The sequence below is a fragment of the uncultured Pelagimonas sp. genome, assembly GCF_947498515.1.
Taxonomy (GTDB): Bacteria; Pseudomonadota; Alphaproteobacteria; order Rhodobacterales; family Rhodobacteraceae; genus Pelagimonas.
Genome location: NZ_CANMKO010000001.1, coordinates 353,324 through 374,538, shown reverse-complemented (window position 1 = coordinate 374,538; position 21,215 = coordinate 353,324). Strand labels below are relative to the sequence as shown.

25 protein-coding genes are annotated in these 21,215 nt (G+C 56.6%); 16 read left to right on the top strand and 9 right to left on the bottom strand.

The window, feature by feature from the left end:
- The first annotated feature begins 43 nt into the window (after positions 1–43).
- The 12 genes from Q1A43_RS01965 to Q1A43_RS01910 all read left to right on the top strand — a co-directional run bounded on the left by Q1A43_RS01965 (position 44) and on the right by Q1A43_RS01910 (position 9,945).
- Positions 44–3,007 (top strand): 2-oxoglutarate dehydrogenase E1 component, encoded by a 2,964-nt coding sequence (locus Q1A43_RS01965; protein WP_299932013.1) that lies wholly within the window; start codon positions 44–46, stop codon positions 3,005–3,007.
- Between the two features lie 3 nt (positions 3,008–3,010).
- Positions 3,011–4,495, top strand: a complete 1,485-nt coding sequence (odhB, locus tag Q1A43_RS01960) for a 2-oxoglutarate dehydrogenase complex dihydrolipoyllysine-residue succinyltransferase (RefSeq protein ID WP_299932012.1) — start codon at positions 3,011–3,013, stop codon at positions 4,493–4,495.
- 250 nt (positions 4,496–4,745) lie between these two features.
- Entirely contained in the window at positions 4,746–5,732 is a 987-nt protein-coding gene (locus Q1A43_RS01955) for a glycosyltransferase family 2 protein (protein WP_299932011.1), read from the top strand.
- A complete protein-coding gene (locus tag Q1A43_RS01950; RefSeq protein ID WP_299921099.1) occupies positions 5,729–6,118 on the top strand; it encodes an MAPEG family protein in 390 nt (129 codons plus the stop codon). Before Q1A43_RS01955 ends, Q1A43_RS01950 begins: the two co-directional genes overlap by 4 nt.
- A gap of 59 nt (positions 6,119–6,177) precedes the next feature.
- The gene (gene lpdA, locus Q1A43_RS01945; protein WP_299932009.1) at positions 6,178–7,566 is read left to right on the top strand and encodes a dihydrolipoyl dehydrogenase; all 1,389 of its coding nucleotides are present in this window, start codon (positions 6,178–6,180) and stop codon (positions 7,564–7,566) included.
- A gap of 139 nt (positions 7,567–7,705) precedes the next feature.
- Complete coding sequence (locus tag Q1A43_RS01940; RefSeq protein ID WP_299932008.1) at positions 7,706–7,882, top strand: hypothetical protein; 177 nt, start codon at positions 7,706–7,708, stop codon at positions 7,880–7,882.
- A gap of 12 nt (positions 7,883–7,894) precedes the next feature.
- Complete coding sequence (locus Q1A43_RS01935) at positions 7,895–8,158, top strand: RebB family R body protein (protein WP_299921105.1); 264 nt, start codon at positions 7,895–7,897, stop codon at positions 8,156–8,158.
- Positions 8,158–8,418, top strand: coding sequence for a RebB family R body protein (locus Q1A43_RS01930; protein ID WP_299932006.1), 261 nt, complete (start codon positions 8,158–8,160; stop codon positions 8,416–8,418). The genes Q1A43_RS01935 and Q1A43_RS01930 overlap by 1 nt, the downstream gene beginning before the upstream one ends.
- Before the next feature lie 2 nt (positions 8,419–8,420).
- Positions 8,421–8,645, top strand: a complete 225-nt coding sequence (locus tag Q1A43_RS01925) for a RebB family R body protein (RefSeq protein WP_299921108.1) — start codon at positions 8,421–8,423, stop codon at positions 8,643–8,645.
- A 10-nt stretch (positions 8,646–8,655) separates the two neighbouring features.
- Complete coding sequence (locus tag Q1A43_RS01920; protein ID WP_299921110.1) at positions 8,656–8,880, top strand: RebB family R body protein; 225 nt, start codon at positions 8,656–8,658, stop codon at positions 8,878–8,880.
- A 1-nt stretch (position 8,881) separates the two neighbouring features.
- The gene (locus Q1A43_RS01915; RefSeq protein WP_299932004.1) at positions 8,882–9,244 is read left to right on the top strand and encodes a hypothetical protein; all 363 of its coding nucleotides are present in this window, start codon (positions 8,882–8,884) and stop codon (positions 9,242–9,244) included.
- Between the two features lie 173 nt (positions 9,245–9,417).
- Entirely contained in the window at positions 9,418–9,945 is a 528-nt protein-coding gene (locus tag Q1A43_RS01910) for a hypothetical protein (RefSeq protein ID WP_299932003.1), read from the top strand.
- Positions 9,946–10,019: 74 nt separating this feature from the next.
- Here Q1A43_RS01910 and Q1A43_RS01905 read toward each other — a convergent pair whose 3' ends face one another.
- The 4 genes from Q1A43_RS01905 to Q1A43_RS01890 are packed head-to-tail and all read right to left on the bottom strand — an operon-like array spanning position 10,020 to position 12,907.
- Positions 10,020–10,622, bottom strand: coding sequence for an MSMEG_1061 family FMN-dependent PPOX-type flavoprotein (locus Q1A43_RS01905; protein ID WP_299932001.1), 603 nt, complete (start codon positions 10,620–10,622; stop codon positions 10,020–10,022).
- On the bottom strand, positions 10,579–11,328 hold the full coding sequence (locus Q1A43_RS01900; protein ID WP_299931999.1) for a 1-acyl-sn-glycerol-3-phosphate acyltransferase: 750 nt from the start codon (positions 11,326–11,328) through the stop codon (positions 10,579–10,581). Before Q1A43_RS01900 ends, Q1A43_RS01905 begins: the two co-directional genes overlap by 44 nt.
- Positions 11,328–12,233, bottom strand: a complete 906-nt coding sequence (locus Q1A43_RS01895) for an FtsX-like permease family protein (protein ID WP_299921121.1) — start codon at positions 12,231–12,233, stop codon at positions 11,328–11,330. The genes Q1A43_RS01900 and Q1A43_RS01895 overlap by 1 nt, the downstream gene beginning before the upstream one ends.
- A complete protein-coding gene (locus tag Q1A43_RS01890; RefSeq protein WP_299921123.1) occupies positions 12,230–12,907 on the bottom strand; it encodes an ATP-binding cassette domain-containing protein in 678 nt (225 codons plus the stop codon). The genes Q1A43_RS01895 and Q1A43_RS01890 overlap by 4 nt, the downstream gene beginning before the upstream one ends.
- A gap of 153 nt (positions 12,908–13,060) precedes the next feature.
- Here Q1A43_RS01890 and Q1A43_RS01885 point away from each other — a divergent pair, with 153 nt between their 5' ends.
- Positions 13,061–14,008, top strand: a complete 948-nt coding sequence (locus Q1A43_RS01885) for a zinc-ribbon domain-containing protein (RefSeq protein ID WP_366944221.1) — start codon at positions 13,061–13,063, stop codon at positions 14,006–14,008.
- 72 nt (positions 14,009–14,080) lie between these two features.
- Here Q1A43_RS01885 and Q1A43_RS01880 read toward each other — a convergent pair whose 3' ends face one another.
- The 4 genes from Q1A43_RS01880 to Q1A43_RS01865 all read right to left on the bottom strand — a co-directional run bounded on the left by Q1A43_RS01880 (position 14,081) and on the right by Q1A43_RS01865 (position 17,614).
- A complete protein-coding gene (locus Q1A43_RS01880) occupies positions 14,081–15,346 on the bottom strand; it encodes an ABC transporter permease (RefSeq protein WP_299921125.1) in 1,266 nt (421 codons plus the stop codon).
- The gene (locus Q1A43_RS01875; RefSeq protein WP_299921127.1) at positions 15,343–16,149 is read right to left on the bottom strand and encodes a taurine ABC transporter ATP-binding protein; all 807 of its coding nucleotides are present in this window, start codon (positions 16,147–16,149) and stop codon (positions 15,343–15,345) included. Before Q1A43_RS01875 ends, Q1A43_RS01880 begins: the two co-directional genes overlap by 4 nt.
- A 122-nt stretch (positions 16,150–16,271) precedes the next feature.
- Positions 16,272–17,270, bottom strand: a complete 999-nt coding sequence (locus tag Q1A43_RS01870) for an ABC transporter substrate-binding protein (protein ID WP_299931997.1) — start codon at positions 17,268–17,270, stop codon at positions 16,272–16,274.
- Complete coding sequence (locus Q1A43_RS01865) at positions 17,267–17,614, bottom strand: hypothetical protein (RefSeq protein WP_299931995.1); 348 nt, start codon at positions 17,612–17,614, stop codon at positions 17,267–17,269. Before Q1A43_RS01865 ends, Q1A43_RS01870 begins: the two co-directional genes overlap by 4 nt.
- 21 nt (positions 17,615–17,635) lie before the next feature.
- Here Q1A43_RS01865 and Q1A43_RS01860 point away from each other — a divergent pair, with 21 nt between their 5' ends.
- The 3 genes from Q1A43_RS01860 to yghX all read left to right on the top strand — a co-directional run bounded on the left by Q1A43_RS01860 (position 17,636) and on the right by yghX (position 20,771).
- Positions 17,636–19,024 carry an aminotransferase class III-fold pyridoxal phosphate-dependent enzyme gene (locus Q1A43_RS01860; protein WP_299921132.1) on the top strand — a complete coding sequence of 463 codons (1,389 nt, stop codon included), beginning with the start codon at positions 17,636–17,638 and terminating at the stop codon, positions 19,022–19,024.
- 79 nt (positions 19,025–19,103) lie between these two features.
- On the top strand, positions 19,104–19,706 hold the full coding sequence (locus Q1A43_RS01855; RefSeq protein ID WP_299931993.1) for a GNAT family protein: 603 nt from the start codon (positions 19,104–19,106) through the stop codon (positions 19,704–19,706).
- Positions 19,707–19,868: 162 nt separating this feature from the next.
- On the top strand, positions 19,869–20,771 hold the full coding sequence (yghX, locus tag Q1A43_RS01850; RefSeq protein WP_299931991.1) for a YghX family hydrolase: 903 nt from the start codon (positions 19,869–19,871) through the stop codon (positions 20,769–20,771).
- A gap of 60 nt (positions 20,772–20,831) precedes the next feature.
- Here the strand turns inward: yghX and Q1A43_RS01845 are convergent, their stop codons facing one another.
- Positions 20,832–21,122, bottom strand: coding sequence for an HU family DNA-binding protein (locus Q1A43_RS01845; RefSeq protein WP_299921137.1), 291 nt, complete (start codon positions 21,120–21,122; stop codon positions 20,832–20,834).
- Positions 21,123–21,215: the final 93 nt, after the last annotated feature.

Sequence of the window (21,215 nt, the reverse complement as noted above, 5' to 3'; positions counted from 1 at the left end):
GCCGCTCTCAAGTCTTCAAGGGTCGACGAAAAGGACGCATAGAATGACCGATCAAAGCCCAAATGACCTCTTTCATGCTTCCAGCTTTATGCAGGGGCACAATGCGGAATATCTCGAGCAGATGTACGCCCGTTATGCCGACGACCCGAATGCGGTTGATCAGGCATGGCAGGAGTTTTTCCGTCAACTCGGTGATGCCGAGTTGGACGCCAAGCGCGAGGCCGAGGGGCCAAGCTGGGCGCGCAACGACTGGCCCCAACAGCCCAATGATGATCTAACCGCCGCGTTGACCGGCGAATGGGCACCGGCCCCTGAGGTCAAAGGAGCTGGCAAAAAGATTGCTGCCAAGGCTGAGGAAAAGGGCGTCGCGCTAACCGACGATCAGATCCAGCGCGCCGTGTTGGACAGTATCCGCGCCTTGATGATCATCCGCGCCTATCGTATCCGGGGCCACCTTGCCGCTGATCTTGATCCGCTGGGCCTGCACGGGCGTGACCCGCATCCTGAGCTTGACCCGAAGAGCTACGGTTTCACCGATGCCGACATGGATCGCCCGATCTTTATCGACAACGTTTTGGGCCTTCAAATCGCCTCGATGCGCCAGATCGTTGAGATCGTGAAACGCACCTATTGCGGCACCTTCGCGCTTCAATACATGCACATCTCTGATCCCGAACAGGCCGCTTGGCTTAAGGAGCGGATCGAAGGGTTTGGCAAGGAAATCCAGTTCACCCGCGAAGGGCGCAAGGCCATTCTGAACAAGATGGTCGAAGCCGAAGGTTTCGAAAAATTCCTGCACGTCAAATACATGGGCACCAAACGCTTTGGTCTTGATGGCGGCGAAAGCCTCATCCCGGCGATGGAGCAAATCATTAAGCGCGGCGGCAACCTTGGCGTTAAAGACATCGTGATCGGCATGCCCCACCGCGGTCGTTTGTCGGTTCTCGCCAATGTGATGGCGAAACCCTACAAGGCGATTTTCAACGAATTCCAAGGTGGCAGCTTTAAGCCCGATGATGTTGATGGTTCGGGCGATGTGAAATACCACCTCGGCGCGTCAAGCGACCGTGAATTTGACGGCAACAATGTGCACCTGTCGCTAACCGCGAACCCCTCACACCTTGAGGCGGTGAACCCGGTTGTGCTTGGTAAGGTACGTGCCAAGCAAGACCAGCTTGGCGATGCGGAACGCACCAGCGTGATGCCGATCCTGTTGCACGGCGACGCGGCCTTTGCCGGTCAGGGTGTTGTGGCAGAGTGTTTTGCCCTGTCGGGTCTGCGCGGTCACAAAACCGGCGGCACCATGCATATCGTTGTGAACAACCAAATCGGGTTCACCACGGCACCACACTTTAGTCGCTCCAGCCCCTATCCAACCGATAACGCACTGGTGGTTGAAGCACCGATCTTCCACGTGAACGGCGATGACCCAGAGGCGGTTGTTCATGCCGCCAAAGTGGCCACCGAGTTCCGTCAGAAGTTCCACAAAGACGTTGTCATCGACATTTTCTGCTACCGTCGTTTTGGTCACAACGAGGGCGATGAGCCCATGTTCACCAACCCGATCATGTACAAGCAGATCAAGAGTCACAAAACCACCCTGTCGCTCTATACGGAACGTCTGGTCAAAGATGGCCTTATCCCAGAGGGTGAGATCGAAGACATGAAGGCCGCCTTCCAGGCGCGTCTGAACGAAGAGTTCGAGGCCGGCAAAGTCTTTAAGCCCAACAAAGCCGATTGGCTTGACGGCCGTTGGAGCCATTTGGACAAGATCAAAGAGGGTGATTACCAGCGCGGCAAAACCGCGATCTCCTCGGAGGCTGCCAAAGATATCGGCACTGCGCTGACCCGCGCGCCGGATGGGTTCCCCTTGCACAAAACCGTTGGGCGCCTTTTGGACACCCGTGCCAAAATGTTTGATAGCGGCAAAGGGTTTGACTGGGCTACTGGCGAAGCGATGGCCTTTGGCTCGTTGCAACTCGAAGGGTATCCGATCCGCCTTGCCGGTCAGGATTCGACCCGCGGCACCTTTAGCCAACGTCATTCGGGCCTTGTGAACCAAGAAACCGAAGAGCGTTACTATCCGCTCAACAACATCCGCGAAGGTCAGGCCCGTTATGAGGTCATCGACTCGGCTCTGTCCGAATATGCGGTTTTGGGCTTTGAATATGGCTACTCCTTGGCGGAACCAAATGCGCTGACCCTTTGGGAAGCCCAGTTTGGTGACTTTGCCAACGGTGCGCAGATCATGTTTGACCAGTTCATCAGCTCTGGTGAAAGCAAATGGTTGCGGATGTCCGGGCTTGTTTGCCTGCTGCCACATGGCTTTGAGGGCCAAGGCCCTGAGCACAGCTCGGCCCGCCTGGAACGCTTCTTGCAGATGTGTGGTCAGGACAACTGGATCGTGGCGAATTGTTCGACACCTGCGAACTACTTCCACATTCTGCGTCGCCAGCTGCACCGCTCGTTCCGCAAACCGCTCATCATGGTGACCCCAAAATCGCTCCTGCGTCACAAAATGTGTACCTCGGCGATCGAAGATTTCACCGAAGGGTCGTCCTTCCACCGCGTTCTTTGGGACGATGCCGAAAAGGGTCAATCCGACACCAAGTTGGTCAAGGATGAAAAGATCAAGCGCGTCGTTATGTGCTCGGGCAAGGTTTACTATGACCTGCTCGAAGAACGTGACGCCCGTGGGATCGACGACATCTACCTGCTGCGGATCGAACAGTTCTATCCATTCCCGGCCCTCGCGCTGGTGAAAGAGCTGGAACGCTTCCCACAAGCGGAGATGATCTGGTGTCAGGAAGAGCCCAAAAACCAAGGTGCTTGGTCGTTCATTGAACCCAATATCGAATGGGTTCTGGGCCGGATCAAAGCCTCTTCTCTGCGCCCTCGCTACGTAGGCCGCGCCACATCTGCATCGCCGGCCACTGGTCTGGCATCTATCCACAAAGCACAGCAAGCCGCGCTCGTAAACGAAGCGCTGACCATCGAAGGAAACTAAGACATGACCGAAGTGCGCGTTCCCACATTGGGTGAATCCGTTACCGAAGCCACTGTGGCGACCTGGTTCAAGAAACCCGGCGATGCCGTTGCTGTCGACGAAATGCTCTGCGAGCTTGAAACCGACAAAGTCACGGTTGAGGTTCCCTCGCCCGTTGCTGGCACTCTGGCCGATATCGTTGCCGCCGAAGGTGAAACCGTTGGGGTTGATGCCCTGCTGGCCAACATTTCCGAAGGTGCGGGCGCTGCGGCCCCTGCCCCAGCGGCGGCTCCGGCTGCTGCGGCGGCCCCTGCTGCTGCGGCCAATGTTGACGTGATGGTGCCAACACTTGGCGAATCCGTCACCGAAGCAACCGTTTCGACATGGTTCAAAAAAGTTGGCGACACCGTTGCCCAAGACGAAATGCTCTGCGAGCTGGAAACCGATAAGGTCTCCGTCGAAGTGCCTGCGCCTGCCGCTGGTGTTTTGGCTGAAATTACCGCTGCCGAAGGGGCAACCGTTGATGCAACTGCTAAACTGGCGGTGATTTCTGCCGGTGCAGGTGCCGCCGCAGCTGCGCCAGCCGCCGCCCCGGCCGCAGCTCCAGCAGGTGGTCAGGACATCAAGGACGGCCCCGCCGCCGAGAAAGCCATGGCCGAAGCCGGGATTTCGCGTGACGCCGTCACCGGCACAGGCCGTGATGGTCGTGCCACCAAGGCCGATGTCGCCGCCGCCGTTGCCGCCGCTTCTGCCGCTCCGGCCCCTGCGGCCGCCGCTGCTCCGCGTGCTCCGGTTCCTGCCGACGATGCGGCGCGTGAAGAGCGGGTAAAAATGACCCGTCTGCGTCAAACCATCGCCCGCCGTCTGAAGGACAGCCAGAACACCGCCGCCATGCTCACCACTTATAACGAGGTGGACATGGGTGAAGTGATGGCGCTGCGCAGCCAGTACAAAGACCAGTTCGAGAAAAAGCACGGCGTGCGTTTGGGCTTCATGTCCTTCTTCACCAAGGCTTGCTGCCACGCGCTCAAAGAAGTGCCCGAAGTGAACGCCGAAATCGACGGCACCGACATCGTGTACAAGAACTTTGTTCACATGGGTGTGGCCGCTGGTACGCCAACCGGTCTGGTTGTTCCGGTCATCCGCGACGCCGATAGCATGAGCTTTGCCGAGATCGAAAAAGCGATCTCTGAAAAAGGCAAACGCGCCCGTGACGGCAAATTGTCGATGGCCGAAATGCAGGGCGGCACCTTTACCCTGTCCAACGGCGGTGTTTACGGCTCGCTGATGTCCTCGCCGATCCTGAACCCACCACAGTCCGGCATCCTTGGCATGCACAAAATCCAGGACCGCCCCATGGTGGTTAACGGCGAAATCGTCATCCGTCCGATGATGTATCTGGCGCTGTCCTACGACCACCGTATCGTTGACGGCAAAGGCGCTGTGACCTTCCTTGTGCGCGTTAAAGAAGCGCTTGAAGATCCCCGTCGTCTTTTGATGGACCTGTAATTGGCCTACCTCGATCCGCGACACCTCACTTGTCCCCATTGTGGGCTTTCTGGTGAGGTGACGTGGGTTGTTGGACTTGGACGCCAACGAAAACCCGGAGACGGGCCCGCCTATATCAAATTGCGTCAGGCTGGCCCATTTCAATCCCAAATAGCAGATGGCAAAACCGATGTTTTCTGCCCGCAGGACGGTACAGTTCTGAGCCGCCGCTAATCCATTTTCGCCCGGCAAGCTAGGTCAAGTGCCCACCATGAACCCCACTTTTACGCCAAAAACCGCCCTGACGGCCTGTATGAAAGACGAAGGAATCTTTGTCTTGGAGTGGCTGGCGTATCATTTGGGGATGGGGTTTGATCGCGTCATTGTGGTGACCAATGATTGCACCGATGGGTCGCCAGCCCTTTTGGACCGCCTCGCAGAGATGGGCCTTGTGACTCATATCCAACAAGAAGTGCCCGAGGGGCGACCACCCCAAGACGCGGGGATGGATCATGTGTTGCGGCTCTGTCGGGACGAGGGGATCACGCATCTTTTGCATATCGATAGTGATGAATTCTTGTTCTTCCCGGAATGGACCTTGGGCAAGCTTTTGAAACGCAATCACAAGGCCGATGTTGTCGCGATCCCGTGGATCAATTTCGGCGATGGTGGGGTGCGCGACTGGGTTCCCGGCGATCTGGTGACAGAGCGCAATACCATGTCAGAGCCGGACACCAATCCCGGTGTCACCAAATTCAAAAGCCTGTTTAAAGTTGCCAGTTTTGCCCGCGCGACGGACCACAATCCGCTTGAGCCGCTGATTGACGCGCCGAAAGTCACCCGCCCTGACGGGCGGAAGCTTCGCAATGGCACACTTTTTCAGCCAAAATCGGCGCGCTATCGCCCGCTTGGCATGGCTTGCAATGTCAAGGATGCGTTCATTTTTCACTATGCGGTTCGATCTGAAGACCTGTTCTTGATGAAGAACCATCGCGGCGATGGTCAGGGTAAGAACGGAGCCGATGACACCAAATATCACCTTGGCTCTCATTGGCACGAACAGGCCAACCGCAACGATGTTGAAAACCCGCTTATGCAGCCGCATGTGCCCGGCATAAAGGCCAAGCTCGCCGAATTGCGCTCCGACCCAAAGGTCGCCCAAGCCGAGCGCGCCTGTCAGGAGTGGTTTTCGGCCAAACGCGCCGCGGTTTTAACGCCGGAACGCCGCGCCGCTTGGTCACGGGAGCAGGCCGTATGACCGCCGAGTTGACATATCTGACGCTGGCCGCGCTTTGGCAGGTTGTGCATTTTGCACTTTATGCGTTGGCGGCCAATCTACAGGTTGGAACCCGTTATACGATGGGTGCACGCGATGAGCCACGCCAGATTTCTGGCAAAGCTGGCCGGTTACAGCGCGCCATGAACAACCATTTTGAGGCGCTTATCCTCTTTGCGATTGCCGTGATGGTGATCACCTATTCTGACAAGGCGACAACCCTGACCGGGGCGCTTGCCTTGCTGTTTCTTTTGTCCCGCGTGGCCTATCTGCCCGCCTACTTCTGGGGTTTAACCCCGTGGCGGACGATAATCTGGTTCGTGGGGTTCGGTGCAACTGTGTCAATCTTGGTATTGGCACTTATATGAGATGCGATTGCCCGGGCCCTAGCGGTCTGAGCATCGGCCAAATTCGATAGGAGACTGATATGGCCAATTATGACGTGATCGTAATCGGTGCGGGCCCTGGCGGCTATGTCGCCGCTATTCGCTGTGCGCAGCTGGGTCTGAAAACCGCCTGTGTCGAGGGGCGCGAAACCCTTGGTGGTACGTGCCTGAACGTCGGGTGTATCCCGTCCAAGGCGCTTTTGCATGCCACGCATCAACTTCATGAGGCCGAGCATAACTTTGCCACCATGGGCCTCAAGGGCAAGTCGCCATCGGTCGATTGGGACCAGATGAAAACCTATAAATCCGACGTTGTTGGTCAGAACACCAAAGGCATCGAATTCCTGTTCAAAAAGAACAAGATCGACTGGCTCAAAGGCTGGGGTTCGATCCCTGCTGCGGGCAAGGTTCAGGTCGGTGATGAGGTCCATGAGGCCAAGAACATCATCATCGCGTCCGGCTCTGAACCATCGAGCATCCCCGGCGTTGAGATCGACGAGAATATCGTTGTAAGCTCGACCGGCGCGCTTGATCTGAAAAAGATCCCCAAGAAGCTGGCTGTTATTGGCGCGGGCGTCATTGGGCTTGAGCTGGGTTCGGTCTATGCGCGTCTGGGCTCTGAGGTGCAGGTCATTGAATTCCTTGACGTTGTGACCCCTGGCATGGACGCCGAGGTGCAGCGCAACTTCCAGAAACTGCTGAAAAAGCAGGGCATCAAGTTCACCATGGGTGCTGCGGTTCAGAAGGTTGAGACCACAAAAACCAAGGCCAAGCTGACCTATAAGTTGCGCAAAGATGACAGCGAGCACACCATTGACGCCGACACCGTATTGGTCGCAACCGGCCGCAAGCCGTTCACAGATGGCTTGGGTCTTGAGGCGCTGGGTGTTGAGATCAGCCCACGCGGTCAGATTAAAACCGACAATCAGTGGCGCACCACCGTGCCCGGCATCTACGCCATTGGCGATGCGATTGACGGCCCAATGTTGGCCCACAAAGCCGAAGACGAAGGCGTTGCAGCCGCCGAAGTCATCGCCGGCAAACATGGTCATGTGAACTATGACGTGATCCCCGGTGTGATCTATACCGCACCCGAAGTCGCCTCGGTTGGCAAAACCGAAGACCAGCTTAAAGAAGAAGGTCGCGCCTATAAGGTCGGCAAATTCTCCTTTATGGCCAACGCCCGCGCCAAGGCCGTTTTCCAAGGCGACGGTTTCGTCAAATTGCTTGCGGACAAAGAAACCGACCGCGTTCTGGGCTGCCACATCATTGGCCCCGGCGCTGGTGATCTCATTCACGAGATCTGTGTCGCGATGGAATTTGGTGCATCGGCCGAGGATGTTGCCTTGACCTGCCACGCGCACCCAACCTTCTCCGAAGCAGTCCGCGAGGCGGCAATGGCCTGTGGCCACGGTGCGATCCACAGCTAAACACCCATTTAGCATTTAAAAAATGTCGAAAGCCCCTGCCTTGTGCGGGGGCTTTTTTGTGCCTTGTCAGCACAACCAAAAATATGTCTTCCCTTGCGTCATCTTCACCCATAGGCTGAACTCGCGAACAGGAGGGCCTATGTCCGACATTGATCTAAAATCCGCTGAAAAGGTGGCGTTAGCCTCTTTGCAAACCGCCGAAACCGTGTCGCGCATGATGCTAGACGCGGTGGCCGATCAGCAAACCCGACAGCAAGCGCATATGCGCGAGACCGTCGAGTTGATCGAAAACCTATTGACCCAGAAGCAGAATTAAAGGGAACACCTCATGGCAGAACCAACAGCCGTCAATTCACAAATCACCGATGCCGTCACCCAAGCCAACGTCAAGGTGCTTGGCGAGGCCCCAGCCATGGCCATGGGAACTCTGTTTCAAACCATGGCCCATAGCACCGGCCTTTTGTTTGAAAACGCCGTAAGCGCGTCGCAACAGCTTAACATCACCGCCCAAGCTGCGACAACGATGGGTGTTTCCCTTCTCTACAGCTCTGAGGTGAAGGCAGAAGAGCCGACAGAAAAGGCGAAAAAATAATGGCCTTTCCAACAGCTGTAAATTCCGAAATCACCGACGCCGTCACCCAGAACAATGTCAAAACCGTTGGCGAAGCACCTGCGATGGCGATGGGGTCGCTCTTTCAAACCATGGCCCATAGCACCGGCATCGCGTTTGAAAATGCGGTGAACGCATCTCAACAAGCCAACGTCACCGCCCAAGCCGCGACAACAATGGGTGTTGCGACGCTATATACGTCGAAAACATCGACACCAACCGATCCGGCGAAGGGAACGTAATTATGGCATGGCCAACTGCGATCAACGACCAAATCACCGACGCCGTCACCCAATCAAACCTGTCGGTTTTGGGTCAAGCCAGCGCAACGGCGATCGGCGCATCAAGTCAATCTTTGGCTCAGGCGTTCGGGATGCAATTGCAGGCACAACAAGCGAGCTCGGCCCGGATGTCCGTCTTGCGAGGTGCCATTACAACCAGCGCAGCAGCCGCGCTGAACAAGACATAGGAGCGGCGACATGCTTCCAACAGCCACCAATGGCCAGATCACCGATACGGTTAGTCAAACAACCCTTTTAACGCTTGGAACGGCCGGGTCCGTTGCGCGCGGCGTGATCAACCAATCCTTTGCCGCCGCCATGGCCGCCGCGGATCAAAACGCCACAGCACAACAAGAGGCCACACAAATTCTGGCAGATGCGGCCCTTGCCGCAGCGATCAAACAGATGGGAACAGGAGCGTAAGATGACCAAAGACTCCTCCGACAAAGCGAGTGTTCTGGATGACGATGGGGCCGCGGTTACGGCGATCAACAGCCAGATCGAAGACACGTTGAAAACATTGAACGAAAGCGCCACATCGGACTCCCGCGCCTTGATGGCCGAGGCCGATGCCAAGGCGCGCGCGCTGGCCCGCAATCTGGCCCGACAAGACGCCGTGGCGCATCTTCGGCGGACACAAATCTTGTCCGAAGCCGCGCTCTCTGCGGCGGTCGCGGCGCAAGCTAAGGGGGATTTGGACGCCGGCGAAGCGATCATGAAAACCGCCCAGCAGGCTGTTTCGAACGCGCGCGACATGCTTGCCGAAGTCGAGAAAATGCCGGGGTAATAACGAGGTAATCATGGGGGTGCCGGAGAAGTTTCGGGGTGATCTCGAGAACTCCCAAAATACCGCGATCTGGTGGCCCGCTGTCAGATCGCGCCTCTTTGTTCGTTGAGTGTTTCATCCGTTAACGTCTTTTGCTATCGGTTGGTCACATTGATGACCGGTCGGTTTTAGAAATGAAATGTGTTGTGACGCCGGGCCGCTTGGGCCTCGTGGTAATGATTGGGTTTGTTGTCGGGTATGCCGGTGCTGGGATGCTTTGGCCGGACCCCAAGCGCGCTGGTCGCATTGCAACACTTTTTGAAGACATATGCGTCACGCGGGCCAAGGGTATCCCCACCGATCCCATGGCTTTCGGCCTTTACAAGATCAAATGGCCGGAAAGCTCTTGGCTAGACGTGAAATCGCGCAGCTTTCTTAGCCTGACCAACAGTGGCTGCGAAATCCGGACTGCTCATCCCAATGCCCTATTTGAGCGGGACGCATTCGAGCTGAAACGGTTGGTAACAGCATTGCAAGTCAAACATTTTCCGGAGTTGAGCTTTGATCCCAAAGCTCAAATGGGCAGCGTTTTTTCAGGCTGGGAAAGCGCTCCGACTGGCACGCGGGGGCGCTGGGGACTGTTTTTGTTTGCCTACCCTGATTGGGGCGAAAACGCGGGTAGCGCTTTGTTCATCCGATTTCCCTCCGCGCAAGACGCCTAACACAAGCATTGGGTGCATGGTCTTGCGCGTCGCGTAAAGCTTGGCACCCAAATTCCATCCATGGAATTTGCAGCTCACCACATGCGCGGTTTGGCATTTTCCACATAGCCGTCGTCATAGGGTTTTGCCGCAACATCGCCCTCGGTCATATCCTGCAAAATCTCGCCAACAGTGGGCAGGCCAGCGGCATCATCCCGCGCCCATAACCCCGACCGCATCAAAGCCTTGGCACATTGGGTATAAACTTCTTCAACCACGACCACGATAACGGTTGTTGGCAAAATGGATTTGCGAGCAAAGCTTTCGCGCAAGCCACTATCATCCGTCAAAACGGCACGTCCGTTGACGCGCACCGTGGTGTTCGACCCCGGCACCAGAAACAGCAAAGCCACGCGCCCATCGCAGACGATATCGCGCAAAACATCGAGCCGATTGTTGCCGCGCCAATCCGGCATATGGATGGTTTTGTCATTAACGATGCGCACCACCGGGCCGTCATCCCCGCGTGGCGAACCATGCACCCCGTCCGGGCCAACAGAAGACAAAACGCAAAACCGCGACCCTTCGATCCAGCGTTGATAAAGCGGCGTCAGACGGTGCGCGACCTTGCGCAACGCCAACTCCATTGGTGCATCATACAGATTGCTTAGCTCTTGCAGCGAGGTGACTTTCCGCATCAAACCCAAGCTCCTTCATCAGCTCATTTGATTTGGCTTCGACCGTTGTTTCCAACTGAGACATGAACGCCGCCTTATCGACACCGGGTGGGATTGGGTCCAGGAACTCAACAACCGCCAGCCCCGGCTTGCGCAATATCCCTTTGCGCGGCCACAGCAGGCCAACATTGGTGGCGGCAGGCACACAGGGCCAACCGGTTTCGCGGTAAATCGCCGCCGTGCCGATTTTGTAGGGTTTGTAATCCCCCGGCGCGACGCGGGTGCCTTGTGAATAAATCACCAATTGACCCGGTTGTGCCGAGCCCTTTTTGACGTCTTCCAACATCTTGGAAATCGCCTGACCGCGCTTGCCGCGATTGACCGGAACACAGCCCAGACGCCACGCATATTGCCCGATGAATGGCGTGTAGATCAGCTCGCGTTTCATGATGAACTTTGCCGCTGGCACGGCATTGTAGATGATCATGATATCAAGGAAGCTTTGGTGTTTGGCGGCAATCACAACCTCTCCGGTTGGAATCTCACCACGAACCTCTGAGCGAATACCAAGCATCACCCGCGCCAGCCAAATCACATGGCTGGCATAGACACCACAGACCCAGCGCGCGCCCTTGGGATGCAGCAAAAGCGGAAAGCAGACGATGCCCCAAACGGCCATAAACAAGTAGATGTAGATCACAAAGATCAGTGATTTGAGCCATTGCATCAGGCCAATTCCCCCAAAACGCGCCGAGCGGCGGCTTGTGTTGCAGCAAAGGCGACCATGGCGGCCAAGGGCGGAACAACCGCCGGCCAAAGCCAATGCCAGCCTTGAAAACGTAACCCGGTCAAGAACCCGCCAGCGTCCGAGCCACCGGGCATCAACAAGATCGCGACAAACCCGGCGACGGTTCCGACCGCCGCCCCAACCAGAACCCGCAGCGTATAGCGGCGCACAAAAGCCGAAGCGATATAGCCATCGGTCGCACCAACCAAGCGCAGGACTTCGATCACCTGTGCGTTCGCCGCAAGCGAGGCATTGGCCGCCAAGGTCACCATCGCGCCCGTCGTCGCCGTGATCAGCAAGATCGACACCCAACCAAGCAATTTCAAACGCCCCGCCGCCGCAACAAGCGGTTTGCGCCAGCGGGCATGTTCATCAAGAACCGCGCCGGGTGCTTCGGCCTGAAGCCGCAAGCGCAAGCCGTCTGAATCATACCCTTCGGCAGTTTCCGAAATATCTATCAACTGTGGCACCGGCAATTGATCAATCGGCAAGCCGGGACCAAACCAAGGCTCAAGAAGCGCTTGTTGTTCTTCATCGCTGAGCGCGCGGGCCGAGGCGACGCCGGGCGTTTGCGTCAAAACCTTGAGCGCCGCTTCGGTCTGCGCCGCCATTTGCCCGGCCGGAGCAGAAATGCGGATGGTCGATGAGCGCGCCAGCTCATCCCCCCAGCTTTGCCCCAAGCGGCCAGAGGCCAGAGACAACGCCAGTGCAAAAACCGTCAAAAACGCCATGGCCGCCGAGGTGAAAACCGTTAGGCGCACCGTAAACCCGGATGGTGGAACAACCCGGTCAGCACCCGCATCGGCGTGCAACAGTGGCGACAAAAACTCAAGTATGCGCTTCACAGGTCCACCCCCGCCGATTGCAGGGTATTGTTGGAAATCCGCAAGACACGGGCCGAGACAAGCGCCTTGGCGGCACGGATCAGCGCCATGTCATGGGTGGCGATCATCACCGTCTTGCCCATTTTATTCAGCTCAACCAGCAATCGCAAAAGCCGTTGCGACATTTCCCAATCAACGTTCCCGGTGGGTTCATCTGCCAAAATCACATCGGGAGACATAATCAAAGCCCGCGCCAAGGCCGCGCGTTGCCGTTCGCCACCGGATAACTCGGGCGGAAGCGCCTCACCCCGGCCAACCAACCCAACCCAAGACATCAGTTCCTGAAGGTTGGCAAATTGATCCGGCGTTGCCTGACCCGACACCGACAGTGGCAGCGCAATGTTTTCATTCAGCGGCAGGTGATCAAGGAACTTGCAATCCTGATGCACCACGCCAATCCGACGGCGCGCGTAGGCCACGGCGTCACGGCCCATGTCTTTGGCGGAATGGTCAAAAATGCGCACGTCACCTTCGGTTGGTAACAAGGCCCCATAACACAGTTTTAGAAAGGTGGTTTTGCCGGATCCGGATGGTCCGGTCAGGAAATGGAACGACCCGGGGGCAAGGCTAAACGAGATATCGTTCAGCAAAGCATCACCGCCATAGCTATAGGCAACATTGTCTAGCTCAATCACGCCCGTACCGCCTGTGACATTTCCAACGGACCTGTTTTGCCGCAGTGCGGACAATCTTGCAACGTCGCGTTGGTAAAATTGGACTTTTCCCGCCGATCCATGCAACCTATTGTCGCCAAAGGGCCTTGGGTAGCAGTGTTAAGGGGACATAGGGTGAGCAGAATTAGGTTGATCTGTCCAAATTGCGGGGCGCAATACGAAGTGCCCGCTGATGTCGTGCCCGATGCCGGGCGCGATGTGCAGTGTTCAAACTGTGGTCACACGTGGTTTCAGCGCCATCCAGATCAGGATTTGGAGCTCACAGAAGAGTTGAACCAACCGGTTCCAGATACGGAATGGGCCCCAGAGGCTGAGGCGCAAACACCGCCCCCCGCGCCGGAACCATCCTCGGACCCGGAGTTTTCACCGCCTCCGGCACCCGAACCCGCGCCGGCCAAGCGACAGATCGATCCCGATATGGCCGAGTTGTTCCGTGAAGAACGTGAGTTCGAAGCCAGCCAGCGGGCCGCTCAAGCGTTAGAAAGCCAGCCCGATCTTGGCCTTCAAGATCCCGGCGAAGGCGAACAAGCCCGCAGATCGCGCGAGGCCCGAGATCGCATGGCCAAAATGCGCGGTGAAGAACCGGCGGCGGCCCCTACACCCCCGCCCCCAGCGGCGCCGGAACCACATCCAATGCCCCAAACCGAACCGGCGCAGGATCGTGATTTTGCAGTGGCTCAGGCGGCGGCTGCTGCAGCCGCCGGATCGCGTCGGGATTTGTTGCCCGATGTCGAGGAAATCAATCAAACCCTGCGCTCCAGTTCCGAGTCGCGGGTTATTGACAGCGCGCCGGGAGAAGAGCTTGCCCCAGACAAGCCCCAGAAAAAGGGCGGGTTTGGCAAAGGCTTTTTGACCATCGCAGTCTTGGCTGCGATTGCGGTTGGGGCCTATGTCTTTGCCCCCCAGATTAGCGCGGCCCTGCCGCAGGCAAAACCGGCGCTGGACGGCTATGTCGCCAAAGTCGACGCCGGTCGCGGCTGGCTTGATGGGCAGGTGACACATTTGCTCACCACACTTGACGGGATGAGTTCCGAAGCTGAGGCCCCTGCGTCAGACGGGTAAACACAAGTTTTTAGATAGAAAAAAGGGCGGGGAATAACACCCCGCCCTTTTTGCATTCTGTGTTGGACCTGATCAGATCTTGCCCTTCCAAGGCACCAATGCCTTTTCAGCCAGACGCATTAGGATATCGATCCCAAAGCCAATGATACCGATCAGGATGATACCCATGATCACGATATCGGTTAGCTGGAACTTGGATGCGACCATGATCATCATACCGGCACCCTGTTCCGCCGCGACAAGTTCCGCCGCAACAACAGTGCCCCAACAGACGCCCATCGCAACCCGTGCCCCGGTGAAGATCTCCGGTAAGCTATTGGGAACAATGACATGGCGCATGATCTGTGCCTTGCTCGCGCCCAAACTATAGGCCGCGTGTACCTTGGAAATCGCCACGCCAGACACACCGGCCCGCGCTGCAATCGCCATAATCCAGAGCGCCGCAAGGAACAGCAGGATGACTTTGCCTGTTTCACCAATCCCGGCCCAGATGATCACCAGCGGGATCAAAGCAAGCGGTGGAACCGGGCGCATAAATTCGACGATCGGGTCAAACCAACCGCGGAACCAGCCGCTGAGCCCCATGGCATAACCAAGTGGAATGCCGACCAAAGCGCCAAAGAAGAAACCCAAGATCACCCGCTGGAGCGAGATGCCGAGATGCGCCCAGAGTGAGCTTCCACGATAGCCGTTTTGGGCAATATCGACAAAGCGCGCGGCTACCGCCTCTGGTGATGGCAGCCAAATCGGCTCCATCTGCCAGCCCTTGGCCGGTTCGAAATTAAGCGTGCCTTTGGGGCTCATACCGACGCGGCCATATTCGGTTTCAACCGACTCGCCCGGCGCAATAGCTTGCCCATTCACAGCCGTAACTGTGTGACCTTCTTTGCGACCGAACTCATCGTTTTTATCGACCCGGATCAAGCCCGAGCGCCAAGCGCCAACTGTTTCGGCGTCATTCTTGGCCCAGCCGTCACCCGGCTCGACTTCGGGAGTTTCGACATCGGTGCCGACCTCAAAAACCCGGACCAATACAGTCGCGTCATCTGGTTCCTGACCATCTGCGGTGGCGGTGTAGGTAAAGCTCGCATCACCCATAAACGGCCCCGGTGCATGCAAGAAGCTTGGCACCAAGTTCGACCCGGTAAAGGCCCCCCAGAGCAAGAAGATCGTCGCGATCGAAATCACGCTGGCCATGCGGTCGGGTTTGACGGCGCTTTCATCGCCAAAGGTCACTGTTTTCAACGATGTGAAATCATTGGTGGTCTTTTGCACCACAAATTTCACTAGGAAGTAGGAGGCGACAAAAATCGCAACATAGATCAGGAAAACAATCATGCCGATTCCTCCGTGCGTCCCATAATTTCTTCTTCCATGTCCCAGATCATGCTGAGAATCTCTTCGCGTTTTTCGGCAAACTCAGGGTGTTTTTTGACCTCGCGAAGGTCCTGCCCGACGCCCAAATCCGCAAATGGAAGGCGGTATTCGCGGTGAATACGGCCGGGACGCGGCGCCATAACCAACAGGCGTTCGCCAAGCAAAAGCGCCTCTTCAACCGAGTGGGTGATAAGGATGATGGTCTTGCCGGTCTCTTTCCAAAGCTTCAGGACGAGGCTTTGCATTTTCTCGCGCGTCAACGCGTCAAGCGCACCAAGCGGTTCGTCCATCAAGATGACATCGGGATGATTGGCAAGACAACGGGCCAGTGCAACACGCTGCTGCATCCCGCCGGACAATTCGTAAATTGCCTTTTCCTTGAAGTCTTGCAGACCGACGATTTCCAAGAGGTGATCGACCTCTTCGCCATATTGGGATTCGCGCTGCCCAGCCATGCGTGGGCCAAAGCTGACGTTTTCACGCACGCTCATCCATTCGAACAAGGCCCCCCGCTGAAAGACCATGCCGCGTTCGGCATCGGGCCCGTGGACCTCGTGACCATTCATCCGAATGGCCCCACCCGTTGGCGCAAGAAACCCTGCGGCGATGTTCAATAATGTGGTTTTGCCGCAGCCCGAGGGGCCCAGCACGCTGAGAAGCTCACCTTCGGCGAGTTGCAGCGAGACGTCCTTGAGCGCTTGGACCGAAGAGCCGTTGGGCAAATCGAAACGCATGGACAGATTTTCAATGGATAGTCCGCTCATTCAAGCTGGCCTTATGCTAAAAGGGGACGGGAACAAAACTCATGCATGAGTTTTGCAAAAATCGTTCACGATTTTTAGCCCCGAGGGACGCAGTGTTGCACCCCTCGGAACTTGCGATACGTTTACTTCAGCGACCCAAGAGGACCGGCATTGACGTTGTCCGAATAGCTATCCAGCGCGCCATCAATGGCTCCGGCCTGAACAAACACATCCGCCACACCTTTCATGAACTCTTGTGCACCACCACCAAGCCACTTTTCGCTCAGCTGATCGTCAAGAGATGGGAAGGTAAAGGTAGACAGAGACGCCATCGCGGCATCTTCTTCCATGCCCGCATCCTTGGCGATCACTGGAAGCATTTCGGCGGTTTTGTCGCCAGCATTCCACATGGCATTGGCTTTGGCCGTCACATCAAGGAAGGTCGCAACCGTGTCGGAGTTCTCAGCAACCCACCCAGACGGAGCCGATGTGACGTCAAATACCAGAATACCGAGCTCTTCTTTCTCGGCACCGGTCAAAAGAACGTTGCCGTGATCAAGCATCCGGCGCAGACCGCCGCCCCAACCACAGGCCATGTCAACCGCGCCTTGCGACAGGGCCGCAGCGCCATCAACCGGGGCCATATCAACAATTTCCATGCCCGCAGGATCAACACCGAAATGATTCATCTGCTTGAGGAAACCATAGTGCGCCGCGGTGCCGAGAGGAACGGCAACCTTTTTACCGGCCAGTTCACCGGCGGAATCCTTATCAACTTCAAGGGCTTCTGCGACAACACAGTTATCATTGTCAGAGTAGCTCACCGCGACGTCGAGGATCTGCAAATCCTGACCCGCGCTTGTGGCAACCACAAAAGGTGGCAGGCCCTGGCTTACTGAAATCTGAACGTCACCCGACGCCATTGCCGCCGACATTGCGGTTCCGGTGTCAAAGCTCACCCATTTCACTTCGGTGCCGAGCGCTTCGTCATACATGCCAGTGGCTTTGGCGTATTCAAATGGCATAGGCCATTCGAGGAAGTAACCAACGGTCAACCCGTGGCCATCCGCCATCGCCGCCTGTGTTCCTGCAAGAACAGCCAAACCGGCAGCAGCACCTTTCAAATATGTTTTGTACGTCATGTCGTATTCTCCCTATTGGCACCGGCGTTTGTTGCGGCGCAGTTATTGTCGGAGCTGTTCATCCAGCAACCTTGGCCCCACTTTGTGTGGCGCTCACCTTGATCCGAACGGAAAATGAGCATCGGATCAATGTTTTTTCCGATCGGCCATTTACGTAGCGTAGCGAAAAAATCGTACCGCAAAACCGCTAATAATTTGAAAAATAACATATTTCGAAAAATGGAATTGGCGATTATGCCCATTAATGAGACTAACTGGCCATACATCAAGGCAATCTCTGGCCCTATTGGCTGCCCGTCTTTCAGGCTCTTGTGCCTAAGTCCGGCAAAGTCCGTCATTTTCACAGAAAGCAGGAGGCCCCTACAATGGATGGTACCTATTCCCAGAACGATCTGAGCCACGTTGTTGAGGCCGATAAGGCCCACGTCTGGCACCACCTGACCCAGCACAAGCAATTCGAATCCAAAGACCCCAACATTATTGTCGAAGGCAAAGGCATGCGGGTTTGGAATCAGCACGGCAAAGAGCATCTTGATGCGGTGTCGGGTGGCGTTTGGACCGTCAACGTTGGCTACGGCCGCGAAAGCATTGTCAAAGCGGTTGCCGATCAGCTGATCAAACTGCCTTATTTTGCAGGCTCGGCCGGGTCGATCCCCGGCGCGCTTTATGCCGAAAAGCTGATCTCGAAAATGCCGGGACAGACCCGCGTTTACTACTGCAACTCGGGGTCCGAGGCGAATGAGAAAGCCTTTAAAATGGTACGCCAGATTGCGCACAAGCGTTATGGCGGCAAAAAGCACAAGGTTCTGTACCGCGACCGTGACTATCATGGCACCACAATTGCCTGCCTAAGCGCGGGTGGTCAGGACGAGCGCGGCGCGCAGTATGGTCCCTATACTCCGGGGTTTGTCCGCGTTCCGCATTGCCTTGAATATCGCGCTGGCGATCAGGGAGCACCCGTCGACAACTACGGCGAATGGGCGGCCAATCAGATCGAAGAAGTCATTCTTCGCGAAGGTCCCGATACCGTTGGTGCACTTTGCCTTGAGCCAGTGACAGCAGGCGGCGGCGTCATCACCCCGCCCGAAGGCTATTGGCAGCGCGTTCAGGAAATCTGCAAGAAATACGATATCCTGCTGCATATCGACGAAGTGGTTTGCGGCGTTGGCCGGACAGGCAAATGGTTTGGCTACCAGCAATACGGCATCGAACCCGACATGGTGACAATGGCCAAAGGCGTGGCCTCAGGCTATGCGGCGATTGCCTGTTTGACCACATCGGAAAAGGTCTTTGACCTGTTCAAAGATGATTCTGATGACCCAATGAACTACTTCCGCGACATCTCGACATTTGGCGGTTGTACCGCCGGTCCGGCGGCGGCAATGGAAAACATGCGCATCATCGAAGACGAAAACCTACTGCAAAACTGCACCGATATGGGCGACTACATGCTTGATCAGCTCTCGGTTCTGCAAGACAAGCACAAGGTTATCGGCGATGTGCGCGGCAAGGGTCTGTTCCTTGGGGCCGAGCTTGTCACCGATCACGATACCCGCGCGCCAATGGATGAGAAGAAAGTCCAAGCGGTGGTGGGCGATTGCATGGGCCAAGGGGTCATCATCGGTGCTACCAACCGCTCTTTGCCGGGCTTTAACAACACCTTGTGCTTCTCACCTGCTCTGATCGCGACTAAGGATGATATCGACGAAATCATCACAGCCGTCGACGGAGCATTGGGGCGTGTCTTTGGGTAACATATCGTCCACCGGGCAACCGGTGGGGCATAAGGTGGACGGGGTATTCCCTTGTCCCGTTCCACCTCATACCGCCCTTGTGGGGCGCTTCGGTCAGCTCGTCCCGCTGGCCGAAACTCATTCGGACGGGCTATTTGATGCCTTTGCGAACGATCCCGACGGCCGCGGCTGGACCTATCTACCGGATGATCCCTGGACCAATCATGAAGACGCCAAGGCGTGGTGTCGCGCCAAAGAAACCAGCACCGACCCTCAGCTCTATACAATCCAGACATTGGATGGCCAGGCCTTGGGCTTTTGCTCATACCTACGCATCACCCCAGATGTCGGAAGCATCGAAGTCGGTTACATACATTTTTCGCCCCTGATGCAGAAACAAGCCATCGCCACAGAAGTCATGTTTATGATGATGCGCCGAGCATTTGACCTTGGCTATCGGCGCTATGAATGGAAGTGCGATGCACTGAATGCCGGGTCCAAAGCGGCGGCGGCACGGCTCGGCTTCACTTATGAGGGGACGTTCCGACAAGCGACCATATACAAGGGTCGCAACCGCGATACCGCGTGGTTTTCTATCCTCGATAGTGAATGGCCAGAGCTGCGCACCCGCTTTGAACGCTGGCTCGACCCGTCCAATTTTGACACCTCCGGTCAGCAAAAGACCAATTTACAAGCGATCTAGCGCCGATGGGACGGCGGGTGGGGCGAGGTTGGGTCGAGCTTGCTCGACCTCAACAAGCGCCCCCGACCGTCCACACAATTCCGTGATCTCCATAATCCAATCTGCGTGTTAGCATTTGCCTCGGCAGATGCCGCCAAACCCGCGACCAACCCGGAGCCTCACATGACAAAGTCCCCGCCCCCCCGCAAGAAAGCCAAAGATTTCGATCAGCGCATTTTGGAAATATTCGACGGATATGTGCATGGCAAAATCACCAAACGAGATTTCATGAGTCAGGCCGGAAAATATGCCGCCGCGGGCGTCACCGGGGCCATGCTTCTGGAACAGCTCCAACCCAACTATGCTTGGGCCGAACAGGTCGCGCCCGATGATCCAGAAATTGTGACAGAGGTCACCGAATACCCAAGCCCTGAAGGTCATGGCACAATGCGCGGTCTCATGGCGCGCCCTGCCAATGCCACCGGAAAACTCCCTGCCGTGCTGGTGGTTCACGAAAACCGCGGCCTCAACCCCTATATCGAAGACGTGGTGCGCCGCACCGCCAAGGCCGGTTACCTCGCCTTTGGCCCCGACGGGCTAACTCCGCTTGGCGGCTATCCCGGCACCGATGAAGAAGGCCGCACCATGCAGCGCGAATTGGACCGTGCCAAACTGATGGAAGACTTCTTTGCCGCCTTCGAATTTCTACGTGACCACCCCGACAGCACGGGCAAGGTTGGTGCCGTCGGATTTTGCTATGGCGGGGGTGTCTGCAATGCCTTGGCCGTTGCCTATCCCGAACTGGCCGCATCCGTCCCGTTTTACGGCCGCCAACCGTCGGCAAGTGATGTCCCGGCGATAAAGGCCCCCTTGATGATCCATTACGCCGGTCTCGACAAACGCATCAACGAAGGCTGGGATGCCTATTCGGATGCCCTAAAAGAACATCAAAAACAGTTCAGCGTGCATTTCTACCCGGAGGTCAATCATGGGTTTCACAACGACACCACCCCACGCTACGACGAAGACGCAGCGACACTGGCTTGGACGCGGACGTTAAATTTCTTTGAAGCCAACCTAAGCTAAAGCGCGCAAACAAAAAGGGCCGCGAAACGCGACCCTTTTCAATTCCCGAAGGACGTAGACTTAGGCGTTAACGCTATCTTTCAGCGCCTTCGCAATGGTCATTTTGACCTGCTTGTCTGCTTCTTTCTTGAACTGCTCACCAGTGGCAGGGTTGCGAACCATACGCTCAGGACGTTCACGGCAATAGATTTTGCCAACACCCGGCAGGGTCACAGCGCCACCAGCCGAAACTTCGGAGGTGATGATGTCGACAACAGCTTCCAGAGCCGCGCCCGCGGTCTTTTTATCTGCGTCCATTTTTTCAGCCAGTGCAGCAACCAGCTGAGTTTTTGTCATGGGTTTATTCGCCATTTGAATGGTCTCCTTCACTGCCCAACTCTTTGGGCCCCTGTGGCCGGAATAAACAGGATGTAGCAGGAAAACACAACAATTCGTGTGCAGAAA

Coding starts and splice junctions, on each gene's coding strand:
- Q1A43_RS01875 (WP_299921127.1), bottom strand. CDS start 16,149: ATGAGCGGACTATCCATTGAAAATCTGTCCATGCGTTTCGATTTGCCC.
- Q1A43_RS01940 (WP_299932008.1), top strand. CDS start 7,706: ATGTCCGACATTGATCTAAAATCCGCTGAAAAGGTGGCGTTAGCCTCT.
- Q1A43_RS01965 (WP_299932013.1), top strand. CDS start 44: ATGACCGATCAAAGCCCAAATGACCTCTTTCATGCTTCCAGCTTTATG.
- Q1A43_RS01935 (WP_299921105.1), top strand. CDS start 7,895: ATGGCAGAACCAACAGCCGTCAATTCACAAATCACCGATGCCGTCACC.
- Q1A43_RS01900 (WP_299931999.1), bottom strand. CDS start 11,328: ATGCAATGGCTCAAATCACTGATCTTTGTGATCTACATCTACTTGTTT.
- Q1A43_RS01860 (WP_299921132.1), top strand. CDS start 17,636: ATGGATGGTACCTATTCCCAGAACGATCTGAGCCACGTTGTTGAGGCC.
- Q1A43_RS01930 (WP_299932006.1), top strand. CDS start 8,158: ATGGCCTTTCCAACAGCTGTAAATTCCGAAATCACCGACGCCGTCACC.
- Q1A43_RS01925 (WP_299921108.1), top strand. CDS start 8,421: ATGGCATGGCCAACTGCGATCAACGACCAAATCACCGACGCCGTCACC.
- Q1A43_RS01910 (WP_299932003.1), top strand. CDS start 9,418: ATGAAATGTGTTGTGACGCCGGGCCGCTTGGGCCTCGTGGTAATGATT.
- Q1A43_RS01905 (WP_299932001.1), bottom strand. CDS start 10,622: ATGCGGAAAGTCACCTCGCTGCAAGAGCTAAGCAATCTGTATGATGCA.
- Q1A43_RS01870 (WP_299931997.1), bottom strand. CDS start 17,270: ATGACGTACAAAACATATTTGAAAGGTGCTGCTGCCGGTTTGGCTGTT.
- lpdA (WP_299932009.1), top strand. CDS start 6,178: ATGGCCAATTATGACGTGATCGTAATCGGTGCGGGCCCTGGCGGCTAT.
- Q1A43_RS01950 (WP_299921099.1), top strand. CDS start 5,729: ATGACCGCCGAGTTGACATATCTGACGCTGGCCGCGCTTTGGCAGGTT.
- yghX (WP_299931991.1), top strand. CDS start 19,869: ATGACAAAGTCCCCGCCCCCCCGCAAGAAAGCCAAAGATTTCGATCAG.
- Q1A43_RS01880 (WP_299921125.1), bottom strand. CDS start 15,346: ATGATTGTTTTCCTGATCTATGTTGCGATTTTTGTCGCCTCCTACTTC.
- Q1A43_RS01845 (WP_299921137.1), bottom strand. CDS start 21,122: ATGGCGAATAAACCCATGACAAAAACTCAGCTGGTTGCTGCACTGGCT.
- Q1A43_RS01955 (WP_299932011.1), top strand. CDS start 4,746: ATGAACCCCACTTTTACGCCAAAAACCGCCCTGACGGCCTGTATGAAA.
- Q1A43_RS01920 (WP_299921110.1), top strand. CDS start 8,656: ATGCTTCCAACAGCCACCAATGGCCAGATCACCGATACGGTTAGTCAA.
- Q1A43_RS01915 (WP_299932004.1), top strand. CDS start 8,882: ATGACCAAAGACTCCTCCGACAAAGCGAGTGTTCTGGATGACGATGGG.
- odhB (WP_299932012.1), top strand. CDS start 3,011: ATGACCGAAGTGCGCGTTCCCACATTGGGTGAATCCGTTACCGAAGCC.